This is a genomic window from Kordiimonas sp. UBA4487, assembly GCF_002389025.1.
In the GTDB taxonomy this organism is placed as follows: Bacteria; Pseudomonadota; Alphaproteobacteria; order Sphingomonadales; family Kordiimonadaceae; genus Kordiimonas; species Kordiimonas lacus.
The window spans coordinates 496,162-511,274 of record NZ_DGNR01000015.1 but is presented as its reverse complement, the minus strand read 5'-3'; the positions used below and the strand labels follow the sequence as shown (position 1 = coordinate 511,274).

Sequence of the window (15,113 nt, the reverse complement as noted above, 5' to 3'; positions counted from 1 at the left end):
GACCTCAGGGGAAAAAGCCGTGGAGATACCAGTCCGGTACCTCCCGGGCGGGCTCAGCCTGATGGGCGCCGGGACCGGGAACTGTGTAAAGACCATAGCGGAACAGCCAGAAACGGGCGCCGGATGACACCTCCACCTTATAATAGTCGCGGGTGCGGTCTTCTTCGCACAGCCACCATTCGGCCGCGATCCGTTCGGGGCCGGCGGCGCGGACAACCCGGTGCTCCATCCGGCGCCAGCGAAAGCGCTTGGGCGCGCCCTCGGGCACTTCCGCCAGTACATCGATGGCTTCGGGGCGGCACAGCAGGCGGAGCGGCCTGTCTGGCAGGTCGTCTGGCAGGCTTTCCCAGTCAGACGCGTCGGCGCCTATGGGCATGAAGCTTTGCATGCGTTCCGGCAGGTGGCTGCGCCGGTGCTTGAGGCGCCTGACCGTACCAGGACCCAGGCGGGTACTCAGCCTGTCCAGCACCTCGGAGGCTGTCTGGTCCTCCCGGTCCCGGCTGGACGTCAGTTGGGTGGGGGCGAGGCGTTCGGTCTCATAAGCCTTGAGGATCAACAAATCGAAGCCGAAATCGGCCTCCAGAAGCGGAATTTTTTCCGCCAGAAGTCGCATCAGGTGCCCGGCGTCCCGGCTGGGGCGGTTGGTGCCGATGGTGACCTGTTGCACGCTGCCGTCCACGCGGAAGGCATGCAGGCCAAGGCGCGACAGGCCCTGTTCGGCGCGAGCAAGCGCGCCTGTGAGCTCCTCAAGCAGCTGGCGGCAGGCGATCTCAACAGTTTCAGTATGCAGCACTGGCTCAGCAAACGCCTGCCGCACCTGCCAGCTCGGCAGCGCTTCAAGGGGCGATATAGGGGCTTCGCGACCAGCGATGGCCATATCAAGCCGCGTCAGAAGATCGGCCACCATTTTGGACGGTTTGCCGCGAAACCGGCGGGCGAGGGCCGGGCGCGGCAGATCAAACAGGCTGCCTGCCGTCTTGAGGCCAAGGCGTGCAAGCGTTTGCACGCTGGCGCTATCAAGTCGAAGGGCTGATACGGGCAGGGGCGCCAGCCTCAATCGTGTATCGGCCGCGTCCCGGCTGATGGTGCCGGGCCGGAAGTGTGCCAGCGCCCAGGCGGTGGCCTGGTTTTCTGCCATGGCCAGCTGCGCGCACATGCCTGCACTTTCAAGCCGACGCTGGATATCATCCATCATGGCGCGTTCGCCGCCGAACAGGTGCGGGCAGCCTGTAACGTCCAGAAGGATGCCGTCCGGGCCGTCCAGCGCCACCAAAGGGCTATAGCGCACCAGCCAGCGGGCCAGGCTTTCCAGGCTTTCGGCGTCACTCTCGCGGTTGGCCTGCCGGACCTCGATATCCGGCTTGATGGCACGGGCTTCCGCCAGCGTCATGCCTGGCGTGAGGCCAAGGGCGGCCGCAGCAGGGCACACGGCATACAGCTTCTGGGTCTGGTTCTCGGTTTCCGTCAGGACAAGCGGGCTCTCCGCCGGGCTCTCCGTCAGGCTATCCGGTGGCGTGCACGGGCTCGCCTGCGCGCGGCGCCGCCGGTCGATCGGCCAGCGTGGGAGCCATAGAGAGATAATCCTGCGCATGAGAGGGCCACTCCATCGTGAAAGAGAAAGGGCGTTCACCGCCCCTGTGTTTGACAAGGCTCACCGTGCCGCGGGCATCGCCTGGGGCTTTGGCGTCAAAAAACGCGTCATGGCTGGCTGTGGGCGCGATGCGGAAGCGGCTGTGGGCCGCGCTTGACGGCGCTTCGGTTGAGCGCACAAGCAGCAGGCAGCGGCTGCCGTGGGTTTGGGCCGCCAGTGTCAGGCGGCGGCTGGCTGTCAGGTCCACCGGACCGCATTCGCCCACGACGCTTGCGAAAGCATCGGTTTTGAGGCCTTCCTCCACGGCCCACAGGGCGTCGATGGGTTTGTGCGCCTGCACCAATATGATGCGCTCGGGCGCGATGCCGTGCTGGCGAAGGCCCGGGCCATAAGGTAGGCCGTGATCCAGCATCGCAGCCCGGCTGGTGACCCACAGGATGGGCTTGTCGCTGTCCTTCACCGCCGTCAGCAGGCAGGCCATGGCGGCGGTATAGTCAGCCATCGTTTCAGCCCACAGCTCATGCACTTCGCCAAACGGCAGGGACGTCAGCATCTGCGTGCGGTCCCGCGCGCCAGCTTCAGCACCAAGAGCAGGGAGCATCACACCCGCACCGCCCATGCGGGCCAGCAACCCCTTCAGTTTCGCCTGCTTGCTCGCACAAGCAGGCGTTCTGTCATGATTGTCATTTTCCGCCACAGGCAACACAGGCTTCTATCCTCACTCTCGCAACTCGACCTTTTTTGTTCTCTATTTGTTCTCATTTTAAGCCATAAAAGTCAAGGTGAAATAGATGTGGGCTATAAGCGGGCGTGTTGGAGATCGGCCTTTAATCAACGATTTTGATGGCATAGGACGCGGATACCTGTATAAGCGCGGCTCATGGCAAAACACAGGACCAGTTACAAATGATTACTTTCTCCGACGTGGCGCTTCGGCGCGGCGCCAAGTTGCTGTTTGAAAAAGGCAGCTTCAATCTGAACGCCGGGGAGAAGATGGGTCTCGTGGGCGGGAACGGTGCAGGAAAATCCTCACTGTTTGCTTTGCTGCGCGGGGAACTGATCGCAGAAGCTGGAACTGTGGACTTTCCAAACCGCTGGCGCATTGCCCATGTGGCACAGGAAACCGAAGGCAGCCCACTGTCTGCCTTGCAATTCACGATCGATGGCGATACCGAACTCCGTGCCCTTGAAGCCGAACTTGCGAAGGCCGAAGACGCCGGGGACGGGTTTGAAATGGCGCGAATCCATGAAGAGTTCATGCGCATTGACGCCTATTCAGTAGACCGCCGGGCCGCAGAACTGTTGATTGGCCTGGGGTTCGACCTGGAGACGCACGAAAACCCTGTTTCGTCCTTCTCTGGTGGCTGGCGGATGCGGCTTAACCTCGCGCGGGCCCTGATGTGCCGCTCTGACTTGCTGCTCCTCGACGAGCCCACCAACCACCTGGACCTGGAGGCCATCATCTGGCTGCAGGACTGGTTGAAAGCGTTTGAGGGCACCGTCCTGATGATTTCGCATGACCGGAACTTCTTGGACAACACGGTGGACCGTATTCTCGAATTGGCCAACAGCACGCTGACGCTCTATACCGGCGGCTATTCAGACTATGAAAACATGCGTGCGGAGAAATTGACACTGCAACAGGCGATGTTTGAAAAGCAGCAACGGCAGGTCGCCCATATTTCTTCCTTTATCGAGCGTTTCCGCGCCCAGGCATCAAAAGCGCGGCAGGCGCAAAGCCGTATAAAGGCACTGGCAAAGCTGGAACGGGTGGCCGCTGCCCATATCGATACGCCTTTCACCTTCAAGTTCCGCGAACCGGACGCCATGGCCAGCACGCTGTGGTCGTCAGAAAATGCGGGCGCAGGATACGGCGAAAAGCAGATCCTGTCGGACGTGACCGTTCATGTTGGTGAAGGCAGCCGGGTGGGGCTTTTGGGGCGCAATGGCGCCGGCAAGTCAACGCTCATTAAGCTGATCGCTGGTGAGATTACCAGCGGGCAGGGTGACATAACACGGGATCGCCGCATCAATATTGGCTATTTCGCCCAGCACCAGCTGGAAACGCTTGATCCAGAGCAGTCGCCGCTTTGGCACATGAAACAAAAGGCACCCAATGCGCGGGAACAAGAGCTCAGGACCTATCTGGGTACCTTCGATTTTTCCGACAAAACCGTGTTTCAGGAAACCGGGACAATGTCAGGCGGCGAAAAATCGCGCCTTGTTCTGGCGATGATCATCTGGGACAGGCCAAACCTGTTGCTGCTTGACGAACCAACGAACCATTTGGACCTTGAAGTCCGCTCGGCACTGACGCTGGCGCTACAGGAATTTACCGGGGCCGTGGTGCTGGTGTCGCACGACACGGCGCTTATAGAAACCGTGGTGGATTCATATTGGCTTATCGACAACGGTACGGTTACACCGTTCGACGGCGACCTGATGGACTATAAGCGTTACCGCGCGCAAGCGAACCGTAACGCCGCATAACTTCCAAGGATGGTGAAGCAGACGAGAAGCCCAGTTTACTAAGTGGGGGACTTGACCAACTCCGTCAGTGCTAAGGGTGTCATTGGCTCAATTTATGAAGCACCACTTCATGCGCATAATTTATATTATGGGAAATATTTAGATCAGACAGATCAGATAGTTATGGCGAATTAACGTCTCTGACGCCTTGTTGGCGCACGTCAAGCCCGTCCATATGGCGCCTGCTGGCAAAACGTGAGCGTCTATTCCGCCGGCACCGCGACCTCTTCGCCTGCAGCCTCGAGCTTCTTGAAGGCTTCGCTGACTTCCTGCTGCTTCGCCCACATCTGGGCATAGAGGCCGTCCTTGGCCAGCAAGTCGTCATGACGGCCGCGTTCAACGATCTGTCCGGCGTCCATCACCAGGATCTCATCCGCATTCACCACGGTGGACAGTCTGTGCGCAATAATCAGTGATGTACGGCCTTCGGCGATTTCCTCAAGCGCTGACTGGATATCACGCTCTGTGTGGCTATCCAGCGCGGATGTGGCTTCATCCAGCAGCAAGATCGACGGGTTTTTGAGGATCGTGCGCGCTATGGCCACGCGTTGCTTTTCACCGCCCGACAGCTTCAGCCCGCGTTCGCCAACCTCTGTTTCATAGCCTTCCGGCAAATGGTCAATAAAGTCATGGATTTGCGCGAGCCTGGCAGCCTCATAAACCTCTGCGTCCGTGGCGTCGGGCCTGCCGTAACGGATATTATAGCCGATGGTGTCATTGAACAGCACCGTATCCTGCGGCACGACGCCGATCTGGGCCCTGAGGCTCTTTTGTGCGACATCGCGGATATCCTGGCCGCCAACGCAGATCTGGCCGTCCGTGACATCGTAAAAACGGAACAAAAGCCGCGAAATCGTTGATTTTCCGGCGCCGCTTGCACCCACAATCGCGGTCGTCGTGCCGCTTGGGACCGTGAACGACAAGCCTTTGAGGATTTCCCGTGTGTCGGTATAGCCGAAGTGCACATCTTTGAATTCAACATCAGGTTTTTCTGTTTTTAAATCAATTGAATCGGGTGAATCTTTAATGTCAGAACTCATGCGAATGATATCGAACATTTTTTCCATATCCACCAGCGACTGCTTGATTTCGCGGTAGACAAACCCGAGGAAATTGAGCGGCATATAGATCTGGATCAGGAGCGAGTTGACGAGCACGAACTCACCAATGGTGAACTGGCCACCCACAACGCCCTGTGCGGCCATATAAAGCACAATCACAAGCCCAAGGGAAATGATGATGCCCTGCCCGACGTTAAGGAGCGTCAGCGACAGCTGGCTGCGTACGGACGCGGATTCAAACCCGGCCAGCGCCTGGTCGTAGCGGCTGCTTTCATGTTCTTCGTTGGTGAAATATTTCACCGTCTCGAAATTCAACAGGCTGTCGACCGCCTTGGTGTTGGCTTTGGTGTCCTGCGCATTCATTTCGCGGCGGAACTTGAGACGCCAATCGGTCACATAAATGGTGAACAGGATATAGCTGACAAGCGCCACAAAAGTGATGGCGGCGTACCAGAAGCCGAATTTGGTCCAGAAAACAGCAGAAATCAGCAGGATTTCAAGCAGCGTCGGCAGGATGTTGAACAGCATGAACCTGAGCAGGAAATCAATGCCGCGCGTACCGCGCTCGATCACGCGGCTAAGGCCACCGGTGCGGCGCTCAAGGTGGAACTTGAGGCTGAGCGCATGCAGATGCCTGAAGGTGTTGAGCGCCACGGCCCTCAGGGCGTGCTGGCCCACGCGGACGAACACCGCGTCCCTGAGTTCCCCAAACAGAAGCGCCAGCACGCGCGCTGTACCGTAGCCCAGGATCAGGCCCGTAGGAACCGCAACCGCCATCGTTTCTGCGGTTACCTTACCGCCACCCGCAATGGCGTCAACCGCGTCCTTGAAGAGGAACGGCACATAAACGCCGATCAGTTTAGCCAGCACCAGGAAGGAAAGCGCAAGGATCACTCTGAAGCGCAGGTCCCAGCGCCCATCAGCCCACAGGTACGGCAAGATGCTTTTGACAGTGGACCAATGGTTATCGGACTTTTGATGGTTGGTCATAGAGATATGTTCCAGACTGGGCAAGGCGTGAGGCGTTAAGCAAGACAACAGCATATGGGCGGCGCGCCCGATGTTTCAACCAATGTATAGCTGCCTTGCGGAAATGTTACCCTGATATTCGGCCGTCAGGGCCGAAGGATCATCATGTCACCACGGAACTCGATGCTGGAAAATTCCTTCAGCACGGTCATGCCGAGAAGCGAGCCGTCCATATCCGCGCCGTTGATGGTGACGGGCACGTCATAGAATGTCTCCTCCCCCAAGCCGAGCGTACTGATGGTGGCACGGGCGTAGGATACAACGCCGTTGGCCGTTGTCGCCCGGCCGCTATAGTCCAGGATTCCGGTGTTGATGCCCACGCGCTGGGCGTCATCCGGGCTCAGGACCACGTTGCTGGCGCCGGTATCAACCATGAAACGGACCTCAACGCCATTGAGACGCGCTTTCATCCAGAAATGGCCATCACGGGACCGGTGTACCATCAGTCCCTCCTCCGTGCTGACAACGCCTGATGGATCGATCGCGCTCATGAAGCGGCTGCCGAGATCTGACCTGTAAAGGTAGAAGATAGCAATGCCAGCGATAATCAAGGCCCATAGGCCTGCCATTTTGGCGATCCGCAGGATGCTGGAGCGGCTCCAGAAAGCGGCCGCCCCACCAAAAATCAGGATGATGATAAGCCCGCGGATCAGATAAGGGTCAACCATGCTAGTCGTTGGGAACGCCAGCGACAGACCAAATAGCAAGAGTGCCATCCCTGCCAGAAACACAAGCAGACGCAACACCGGCGACGGCTGGCCCTTCGGGCGGCGGTTTCCGGGTGGCTGCTCTTTATCGTGGTCTGGCACCTGCCAGGGGTTTTGGGTCATCTTTTCTGGCTCCGCTACACCTTCAAGGATACGGAAAGCGCGAGCCCGCGCCAAGCGCTGATTAAGGGCGTTCGATCACCATACCGTCATATGCAGGCACGACGCCGTCAGGCAGTTCTGCCTTGAGGGCGTCATAGTCCATGTCCCAGGTCATATGTGTGAGGATGGCGAGTTCCGGTTTTACCCGGTCGATCCATTTCAGGGTTTGGGCCAGATGGCTGTGGGTTGGGTGAGGGTCATACCTGAGCGCATCTACCACCCATACCTTCACGCCATCAAGAGCCTCGAAGGCGGATTCGGGCATGCGGTCCAGGTCGGTGGAATAAGCCATATCGCCGAACCGGTAGCCCAGGCTGATGCCAGCACCGTGGCCCTGTTCAAAGGGCGTCATGGTAATGTCGCCGACTTTCGTGGGGCCCGAGATGGCCTTTGCAGCACAGATGGCGGGATAGCCGTTCTGGCTTTTGAAAATATAGTCGAACCGCAGCTTCAGGGTGTCGATGGTCTGGGCGTCGCCATAAACCGGCACCTTCTGGCGTGTTGACTGGAAGAAACCGCGCAGGTCGTCAATGCCGTGGGTATGGTCGGCATGATCGTGAGTATAGAACACGCCGCTGACATGCTTCATGCCCGCCGACAGCGCCTGTTCCCGAAGGTCTGGTGTGGTATCGATGAGGATGCTTGTGTCGCCCTCCTCCACCAGGATGCTGGCGCGGCGGCGGCGGTTCTTCGGGTTCTTGGGGTCGCAGGCGCCCCAATATTCTGGCATCTTGGGGACACCGCCCGACGTGCCGCAGCCAAGAATGGTCAGCTTCATGCCGCGCTCTGGGCCAGCTCTGGCGGCGTGGCTTTATCGAACAGCTTGAAGAAATTGGCCGTAGTGGCTTCCTGCAACTCCTCGAAGCTATCGCCCCGCAGCTCTGCTACAAAGCGTGCTGTATCCATCACATAGGCGGGCTCACAGGGTTTGCCGCGATGTGGCACAGGGGCCAGGAACGGCGCGTCTGTTTCCACCAGCAAGCGGTCCAGCGGAACGGTTTTCACCGTTTCCTGCAGGTCTTTGGCGCTGCGGAACGTTGCAATACCCGAAATCGAGATATAAAGGCCCATCTCCAAAACCGCGTCTGCCAGCATCTGGCTGGCGGTAAAGCAGTGGATCACGCCCTTGAACGGGCCTTTGGCCATCTCTTCCTTGAGTATTGCCACACAGTCTTCGTCCGCATCGCGGGTGTGGATGATCACCGGCAGCCCGGTTTCACGCGCGGCTGTGATGTGGGCGCGGAAGTTCACCTGCTGCATATCGCGTGGCGCATTGTCGTAATAATAGTCAAGGCCGGTTTCGCCGATACCCACGATTTTTGGATGCTGGGCACGCTCCACAAGCGCTGCTACGGCAACATCCGGTTCGTTCTCCGCCTCATGCGGGTGAATGCCCACGGTGCCATACACATCGTGATACTTCTCAGCAATCTCGCGGATCTCGTCAAACTCGCGCAGTTTGGTGTTGATCGCCAGCATGCAGCCCACGCCGGCTTCACGGGCGCGATTTACGGCGCCAGTTTCGTCTTCGCGAAGCTGCTTGTAGTTCAGGTGGCAATGGCTATCGACAATATATCCATAGTCAGCCATCAGGCTGCATCCTCTTCCGGCAGATCAAAGCGCGGGAAAACGCCCTCTGGTTTCGGAATTTCGGTGCCAGGCGCAATCCGGTGCGTGCTGCCGATCTGGTCAAAGCCGCGCTCAGTCACATTCATCTGGCTCAGGAGCTTGTCCATGCTTTCCGGCATGATGGCCTGCGCCATAATGGCGATCTGGCGGATGGCGTCTGCCAGCACGTAAAGAACCGTGTTCATGCGCTCTGGGTCGGTCTTCTTCAGTTTCCAGGGCTCCTGCACGGAAATATAGCTGTCGGCCGCGCTTGCCTGGGCGAAGATGGCCTCCAGCGCAAAGTTGAATGCCTGCTTGTCCATATGACCGCGAACAATATCAAGTGTTGCTTCAATATCACTCAGCAACTTCTTATCTTCACTGGTTAATTCACCTGGAGTTGGAATGGCGCCATCACAGTTTTTATGGATCATGGACAGCGTGCGTTGGCTGAGGTTGCCAATACCGTTCGCCAGTTCCGAGTTGCAGCGCAGCACAAAGGACTTGCGGGAGAAATCGCCATCATTGCCGAAGGGCACTTCCCGCATCAGGAAGAAGCGCACGGGATCGAGGCCATAGGTGTCGATCAACTCAAACGGATCGATGACATTGCCGAGAGACTTGGAAATCTTCTGCCCTTCGTTGGTCCACCAGCCGTGTGCGAACACCCGCTTTGGCAGCGGCAGGTCAGCCGCCATCAGGAAGGCGGGCCAGTATACGGCGTGGAAGCGCAGGATATCCTTGCCCACCATATGAACATTTGCCGGCCAATAGGTCTTGTAGGCCTCAGCGCCCTCGTCCGGGTAGCCCACAGCCGTCAGATAGTTGGCCAGCGCGTCAATCCAGACATACATCACATGGCCTTCATGACCCGGGACGGGCACGCCCCACTTGAAGCTGGAACGGGAGATCGAAAGGTCCTCAAGGCCGCCTTTAACGAAGCTGCGCACTTCATTGAGGCGCGATTTCGGCATGACGAAATCTTCCTGGGTATCGTAAAGCTCCAGGAGCTTGTCTTCAAAAGCGGAAAGCTTGAAGAAATAGCTGGGCTCTTCAACCCACTCAACCGGCGCGCCGGTGGGCGCAAGCTTCTCGCCGCCCTCCCCGACTGTCAGTTCCTTTTCGGCGTAGAAAGCCTCGTCACGCACGGAATACCAGCCGGAATAGCTGTCTTCATAGATGAAGCCTTTTTCCTCAAGGACCTTCCAAAGGTGCTGCACGGCTTTCTTGTGGCGGTCTTCTGTGGTGCGGATGAATTGGTCGTTCGAGAAATTCATGGCGGCCGCGAGTTCTTTGAACCGATCCGAGACCCTGTCGCAGAAAGCCTGTGGGTCAACACCTGCTTTTTCCGCAGAGCGTTCGATCTTCTGGCCGTGTTCGTCCGTGCCGGTCAGGAACATGACATCATAGCCGTCCAGCCGCTTGAACCGCGCCAGCATGTCGCAAGCAAGGGTCGTATAAGCGTGGCCAATATGTGGAACGTCATTCACATAATAGATTGGCGTCGTAACGTAATAGGACGGCCTGTCGGTCATATCATTCTCGTATCTGAATAAAATAAAATCGGCTTAGCCGCGTGCCAAAGCGCCGATAGACGTGAACAGGTTTACAATCACCTGCTTGCGGTCAAGGTTTACGGCGTCAGCCCGACTTACCAAACGGCCCATCTTTTCCCACAGGTCAAGCCAGTTATCAAGCCCGGCAGTAGCAGAAATTCGGGCCATTTCAGCGCTTTCACCCTGCATGATGTCATTTATGCCAACGCCGCTTGCACTTTGGCGCACAAGGCGCTCCACCCAGCCGAGCAACATCTCGACAAACAGGCGGTATTCTGCGTCCGCCTTTGGGTTGGCCAGGCGGGTCGCCAGCGCATGAACATCCGGGATATTGAGACGCGGCAGGCGCACCAATTGTGAAGCCATATCGCGGTATAGGCCCACGCCGCCCAGCTCAGCCAGTTCGATCGCCTTGCCTGGCGCCCCGCCCGAGAGCCGCGCCAACGCGTTCAGGTCTTCACTCCCCAGCGTCGGGTAGCGGGATACCAGAACAGCCTTCACGCTTTCTTCCCCAAGTGCCTTCAGCTTCAGGGTGCGGCAGCGGCTCCGGATTGTCGGCAACAGTTTGCCGGGTGAATGGGCGACCAGAAGCAATATGGATTTGGCAGGTGGTTCCTCAAGAAGTTTCAGAAGCGCATTCGCCGCATTGGCATTCATTTCGTCGGCCGCGTCGACAATCGCGACACGCCACCCGCCCTCACTGGAGGTTTGAGAATAGAAGCTAGTCAGCTTGCGAACATCGTCGATGACGATATCGTTGCGCAGCTTGCCGGTTTTCTCATTCTCTGTCCGTTCCGCAATGGCGACACCCCCGTGCCCACCGGACAGAATACGTTGAATAGCAGGGTTTTCCGGGTCCACATCCAATGTGGTGGCTTCTTGAGGGAGATCGTCACCGAACAGGCCCGGCCCAGCATCTGCATTGGCCTGTGTCAGCAGAAACTTGGCGAATTTCCAGGCCAGCGTGGCCTTGCCAATGCCCTTTGGCCCGGTAATCAGCCACGCATGGTGCAGACGGTCCGCGTTGAAGGCAGACAGGAACCCTCGTTCTGCGGCCTCGTGCCCGAAAACTGCTGTGGTTTCGCGTGGATGGCGCGATATGGCGGCTTCTTCGCTCATTTCATGCCCACAAGCCTGTGGTTCACTTCGGCCCGCAGATCATTCTGCAGCGTCGTAATATCCCGGTTGGCATCAATCACCACGCAGCGATCTGGTTCAGATTCTGCAATCTTGAGGTACGCATCCCTGATATTTTCATGAAACGCAAAATTCATGCGCTCGAACCGGTCTTCCCGGTCTTCGCGCAACGCCTCGCGGCCACAAGCGCGTGCCAGGCCAACATCCACAGGAAGGTCCAGGATGAAGGTCAGGTCAGGCGTCAGGCCATGCAGGGCCATATCCTGCAATTCCCGCATCTTGTCGATGCCAAGGCCGCGGGCACCGCCCTGATAGGCAATGGTGCTATCAAAGAAGCGGTCGCACAGTACCCAAACGCCGCGTTTGAGCGCCGGCTTGATGGTCCGTTCCACGTGTTCGGCACGGGCAGCGGTCATCAACAGCGCTTCGCTCATGGGTGTCCAGCGATCAGTCTCGCCTTTTACCAGTAGCTCACGTATCTCTTCGGCGCCAGTGGAACCGCCTGGCTCGCGGGTCATGACAACTTCAACGCCCCTGCCGGTCAGCCATTTGGCCAGCAGCTTGATCTGCGTCGACTTGCCTGCGCCTTCGCCGCCCTCGAAACTGATAAATTTCGGCGAAATATCGTCCATCAATTACCGGGCTCCGCGCCAGCTGATCCAAAGATCAGATATTCAAAGGCTGCACCGATCTTGCCAAGGCCACCAACTTCTTCAACCGACTGTCCGGCAAGCAGCGGTACCCGCAGGCCCGGGCGGTTAGGCATTTCGATAACCAACTCGCCCAGTTTATCGCCCGTCGTGATCGGCGCGGGCGCTGGGTTGGTATATTCCACGCTGACCTTCATCTGGGCCCGCTGCAGGCGGGACATGGTCAGGGCTACGTCTTCCGCCACAACCATTGGGACGGTTTTGTCTTCGCCCAGCCAAACCTCGGCATAGTCAACGGTTTCACCAGCCTTGAACAGCGGATAGTGGCTGAAATTGCGGAAACCATATTGCATAAGGCGCGAGCTTTCGCGCATCCGCTCGTTCATGGAGCTGAGACCCGCAACAACCAGAACCAGACGGCGGCCATCACGTTCAGCAGATGCCGCCAAGCCGTAGCCGGCTTCTTCCGTGTGGCCGGTCTTCAGGCCATCAGCGCCGGCAAAGCGGCCCAGCAGCGGATTGCGGTTATATTTGTTGCTGTCGAAGTTTTTATAAAGAAACTCGCGCTCGGCAAACATTGGGTAGAGGTCCGGAAAGTCATTAACCAGATGCATTGAAAGGGTCGCCAAATCGCGCGCGGTCATCACATGGCCTTCTGCCGGCCAACCGTTTGAGTTGACGAAATGGCTACCCGTGAGCCCCATCTCTGTGGCTTTGGCGTTCAGCCAGTCGGCAAAGACCTCTTGCGAGCCAGCCATATGTTCAGCCAGAACGACACATGCATCGTTTCCTGACAGCACAATGATACCGCGAAGCAGGTCAGCAACCGTCACTTCATCACGGGCACGCAGGAACATGGTGGACCCACGGTTATTCCAGTTGCGCCAGGCTTCGTCTGACACCACAACCTTGTCATCAAGACGCATGGTGCCCTGCTTGATGGCGTCAAACGCCAGATAGACTGTCATCAGCTTGCTCATGGACGCAGGTGGGAAAGGTTCATCTGCGTCTTTTTCAAACAGGATGCTGCCGGTCGAGGCATCAAGAAGGATGGCATGCTTTGCCGGGGTCGCCATTTGCTGGGCAGATACCGGCAAAGCAAAAGCCAGTAGCGCTGAAATGGTCAATCCGATTAGTGCCAGTTTCATTTTAAACATTGCCTTCCCTTGTCTCTCATCGCGTCGATTCAGTGAAAATTCGGGCCTCATAAAACCCATCAGCTACAATTCGGTCAAGCTTCTCTTCCGCGAGAAGCATTTCAATAAAGGGCCCTACCCGCACACGCCAAAGCATGCGCCCGTTTGACGCCGATTGTTCAATCCGGGCGTCATGGCCGCGGCCTTTCAGGCGCCCAGCCTGAATTTCGGCATTCTCTCGCTGGCTGTAGGCACCAACCTGAATATAGTGGGCGTCTCCCGGGGGGGCACTCCGGGCCGTCTGGGTTCTCGGCAGCTTTGGCACGCGCCCGTGCTCATCAACGGCTTGAACCCGGACCTTCGTGACGCCCTGCTTGTCGAAGCCCAGAAGCTGAGCCCCGCGTCGGGAGATATCAATGATCCTGCCTTTGACAAAAGGTCCACGGTCGTTGACGCGCAGCAGGATCGTTCGGCCGTTTTCCAGGTTCGTGACCTTAACATAGGTTGGCAGTGGCAACGTCTTGTGGGCCGCTGTCAGCGCATTCATGTTGTAGATTTCGCCATTTGCCGTTTTCTTGCCGTGAAAATCCCGGCCATACCAGGACGCATAACCGACTTCGTCATAATTCGGCTGTTCAGCGGGCGTGTACCAGACACCGGCAATCTTATATGGCTTGCCAACCTTGCGCTCTACTCCCTGGCTGCCGCGTGGGAGTTCGTCGTTCTGAGGCATGCGACCGATCGGGCGCATGGACGAAGAACAAGCTGCCAGGAAAGCACTCAGGATCATCAGAAGGACAAGATTGCGCATGTGGCTAGTCCTTCGCGATTACGTCAGACAAAAGCCCGACAGCCAAAGCGTATTTGAAGGACGGGTTATAGCGCATGACCGAACAGAAGTTGCGGTACACCAAATAACCTTCATCATCCCCTTCGTCGCCGACAATCAAGGCAGCGGGGATAGACCTCGGCGGCAAATCCTTGCCGTTCAGGCGGCGGACACCCAGCTCCTGCCATTCCTGCAGGTCACGCCATACGCCCATGCTTTTATAAGCGGCACACCACCGGTCAGGCTGGATGCCATCGGCCTGGGTGCCCTGCAGGCTGGCTTCACCGCCTTTTGGCAGCTTGACTTTGCGTCCCCAGGTCTGGTCATCCTGCCAGCCGTATGACTTCAGGTAATGGGCAATGGATGCAAACACATCCGATTTGCTGGTCCAGATGTCCCTGTGGCCGTCGCCGTCATGGTCGACGGCATATTTCAGGTAATTTTCCGGCATGAACTGGGGTTGACCCATTGCACCGGCCCAGGACCCCTTCATCAGATCAAAATCGGCGTAGCCTTTATCAAGGATTTCCAGCGCAGCAAAAAGCTCACGGCGGAACCGTGCGGCACGGCGCTTGTCGTATGCCAGTGTCGCCACTGCGTCGAATACTGAATAGCTCAGCGGCACGGTGCCATAATTGGTCTCAATACCCCAGATGGCTGCAATAAAGCGTGGCTGGACGCCGAAACGCTCGCCCGCGGACCGCAGCGCGTCCGCGTGCTCCTTCATCATCAGCGCACCCTTTTCCTTGCGCCAGTCACTGACTCGGCTTTTGAGGTACAGGGCGTAAGTCTGCTTGACTTCCGGCTGGTTGCGGTCGCGCTTGATAACCCGTTCAACCGGCACGATAGTAGGCAGTACCTGGTCAAGTGTTTCAGATTTGATGCCGCGTTCCAGCGCTTCGGTGCGAACACCGTCAAGCCAGGACTTGAAGGCGGCATCCTGCGCAGGTTCCGGTTCTGTAACGGTGGTCGGTGCGGCTTCGTCTGATGCGAGGCAGGCATGTGAAACAGATAAGGACAGGAAAATTCCCAGGACAGACTTCAAAACACGCCGTGTTTGCATCGGTGATACCGCTCCCTTTTCCGAGTGATTAAGTGTGTCTAGACTTTAGGCTGTC

The 15,113-nt window shown here is 57.9% G+C and carries 13 protein-coding genes; 1 reads left to right on the top strand and 12 read right to left on the bottom strand.

The genetic code is table 11. The annotated features are described in order from the left end of the window. Positions 1-4 precede the first annotated feature (4 nt). Positions 5-1,591 carry a Y-family DNA polymerase gene (locus tag B3Z17_RS18820; RefSeq protein WP_286831419.1) on the bottom strand — a complete coding sequence of 529 codons (1,587 nt, stop codon included), beginning with the start codon at positions 1,589-1,591 and terminating at the stop codon, positions 5-7. Then, positions 1,503-2,297 (bottom strand): ImuA family protein, encoded by a 795-nt coding sequence (locus tag B3Z17_RS18815; RefSeq protein WP_286831417.1) that lies wholly within the window; start codon positions 2,295-2,297, stop codon positions 1,503-1,505. Before B3Z17_RS18815 ends, B3Z17_RS18820 begins: the two co-directional genes overlap by 89 nt. A gap of 200 nt (positions 2,298-2,497) precedes the next feature. On the opposite strand from B3Z17_RS18815, the gene B3Z17_RS18810 reads away from it, so the two are divergent. Continuing rightward, entirely contained in the window at positions 2,498-4,081 is a 1,584-nt protein-coding gene (locus B3Z17_RS18810; RefSeq protein WP_286831414.1) for an ABC-F family ATP-binding cassette domain-containing protein, read from the top strand. A 242-nt stretch (positions 4,082-4,323) separates the two neighbouring features. Here B3Z17_RS18810 and B3Z17_RS18805 read toward each other — a convergent pair whose 3' ends face one another. The 10 genes from B3Z17_RS18805 to B3Z17_RS18760 form a co-directional block, all read right to left on the bottom strand. Next, positions 4,324-6,171 carry an ABCB family ABC transporter ATP-binding protein/permease gene (locus B3Z17_RS18805; RefSeq protein WP_286831412.1) on the bottom strand — a complete coding sequence of 616 codons (1,848 nt, stop codon included), beginning with the start codon at positions 6,169-6,171 and terminating at the stop codon, positions 4,324-4,326. Positions 6,172-6,296: 125 nt separating this feature from the next. Further along, positions 6,297-7,040, bottom strand: a complete 744-nt coding sequence (locus B3Z17_RS18800) for a retropepsin-like aspartic protease family protein (protein ID WP_286831409.1) — start codon at positions 7,038-7,040, stop codon at positions 6,297-6,299. 61 nt (positions 7,041-7,101) lie between these two features. Continuing rightward, complete coding sequence (locus B3Z17_RS18795) at positions 7,102-7,857, bottom strand: MBL fold metallo-hydrolase (protein WP_286831406.1); 756 nt, start codon at positions 7,855-7,857, stop codon at positions 7,102-7,104. Then, on the bottom strand, positions 7,854-8,669 hold the full coding sequence (locus tag B3Z17_RS18790) for a TatD family hydrolase (protein ID WP_286831403.1): 816 nt from the start codon (positions 8,667-8,669) through the stop codon (positions 7,854-7,856). The genes B3Z17_RS18795 and B3Z17_RS18790 overlap by 4 nt, the downstream gene beginning before the upstream one ends. Next, positions 8,669-10,222, bottom strand: coding sequence for a methionine--tRNA ligase (metG, locus tag B3Z17_RS18785; protein ID WP_286831401.1), 1,554 nt, complete (start codon positions 10,220-10,222; stop codon positions 8,669-8,671). The genes B3Z17_RS18790 and metG overlap by 1 nt, the downstream gene beginning before the upstream one ends. Positions 10,223-10,255: 33 nt before the next feature. Further along, positions 10,256-11,362: a DNA polymerase III subunit delta' gene (locus B3Z17_RS18780; RefSeq protein WP_286831399.1), complete on the bottom strand. Its 1,107-nt coding sequence runs from the start codon at positions 11,360-11,362 to the stop codon at positions 10,256-10,258. Continuing rightward, positions 11,359-12,012, bottom strand: coding sequence for a dTMP kinase (gene tmk / locus B3Z17_RS18775; protein WP_068306311.1), 654 nt, complete (start codon positions 12,010-12,012; stop codon positions 11,359-11,361). Before tmk ends, B3Z17_RS18780 begins: the two co-directional genes overlap by 4 nt. After that, complete coding sequence (locus tag B3Z17_RS18770; protein ID WP_286831395.1) at positions 12,012-13,187, bottom strand: D-alanyl-D-alanine carboxypeptidase family protein; 1,176 nt, start codon at positions 13,185-13,187, stop codon at positions 12,012-12,014. Before B3Z17_RS18770 ends, tmk begins: the two co-directional genes overlap by 1 nt. 16 nt (positions 13,188-13,203) lie before the next feature. Next, positions 13,204-13,977 carry a septal ring lytic transglycosylase RlpA family protein gene (locus tag B3Z17_RS18765; protein WP_286831392.1) on the bottom strand — a complete coding sequence of 258 codons (774 nt, stop codon included), beginning with the start codon at positions 13,975-13,977 and terminating at the stop codon, positions 13,204-13,206. Between the two features lie 4 nt (positions 13,978-13,981). Then, positions 13,982-15,058, bottom strand: a complete 1,077-nt coding sequence (locus B3Z17_RS18760; RefSeq protein ID WP_286831390.1) for a lytic murein transglycosylase — start codon at positions 15,056-15,058, stop codon at positions 13,982-13,984. Between the last annotated feature and the right edge of the window lie 55 nt (positions 15,059-15,113).

Excerpts from the sequence above, each read along its gene's own strand:
- B3Z17_RS18820 (WP_286831419.1), bottom strand. The coding sequence starts at position 1,591 with ATGCGCAGGATTATCTCTCTATGGCTCCCACGCTGGCCGATCGACCGG.
- B3Z17_RS18810 (WP_286831414.1), top strand. The coding sequence starts at position 2,498 with ATGATTACTTTCTCCGACGTGGCGCTTCGGCGCGGCGCCAAGTTGCTG.
- B3Z17_RS18805 (WP_286831412.1), bottom strand. The coding sequence starts at position 6,171 with ATGACCAACCATCAAAAGTCCGATAACCATTGGTCCACTGTCAAAAGC.
- B3Z17_RS18800 (WP_286831409.1), bottom strand. The coding sequence starts at position 7,040 with ATGACCCAAAACCCCTGGCAGGTGCCAGACCACGATAAAGAGCAGCCA.
- B3Z17_RS18795 (WP_286831406.1), bottom strand. The coding sequence starts at position 7,857 with ATGAAGCTGACCATTCTTGGCTGCGGCACGTCGGGCGGTGTCCCCAAG.
- B3Z17_RS18790 (WP_286831403.1), bottom strand. The coding sequence starts at position 8,669 with ATGGCTGACTATGGATATATTGTCGATAGCCATTGCCACCTGAACTAC.
- metG (WP_286831401.1), bottom strand. The coding sequence starts at position 10,222 with ATGACCGACAGGCCGTCCTATTACGTTACGACGCCAATCTATTATGTG.
- B3Z17_RS18780 (WP_286831399.1), bottom strand. The coding sequence starts at position 11,362 with ATGAGCGAAGAAGCCGCCATATCGCGCCATCCACGCGAAACCACAGCA.
- tmk (WP_068306311.1), bottom strand. The coding sequence starts at position 12,012 with ATGGACGATATTTCGCCGAAATTTATCAGTTTCGAGGGCGGCGAAGGC.
- B3Z17_RS18770 (WP_286831395.1), bottom strand. The coding sequence starts at position 13,187 with ATGTTTAAAATGAAACTGGCACTAATCGGATTGACCATTTCAGCGCTA.
- B3Z17_RS18765 (WP_286831392.1), bottom strand. The coding sequence starts at position 13,977 with ATGCGCAATCTTGTCCTTCTGATGATCCTGAGTGCTTTCCTGGCAGCT.
- B3Z17_RS18760 (WP_286831390.1), bottom strand. The coding sequence starts at position 15,058 with ATGCAAACACGGCGTGTTTTGAAGTCTGTCCTGGGAATTTTCCTGTCC.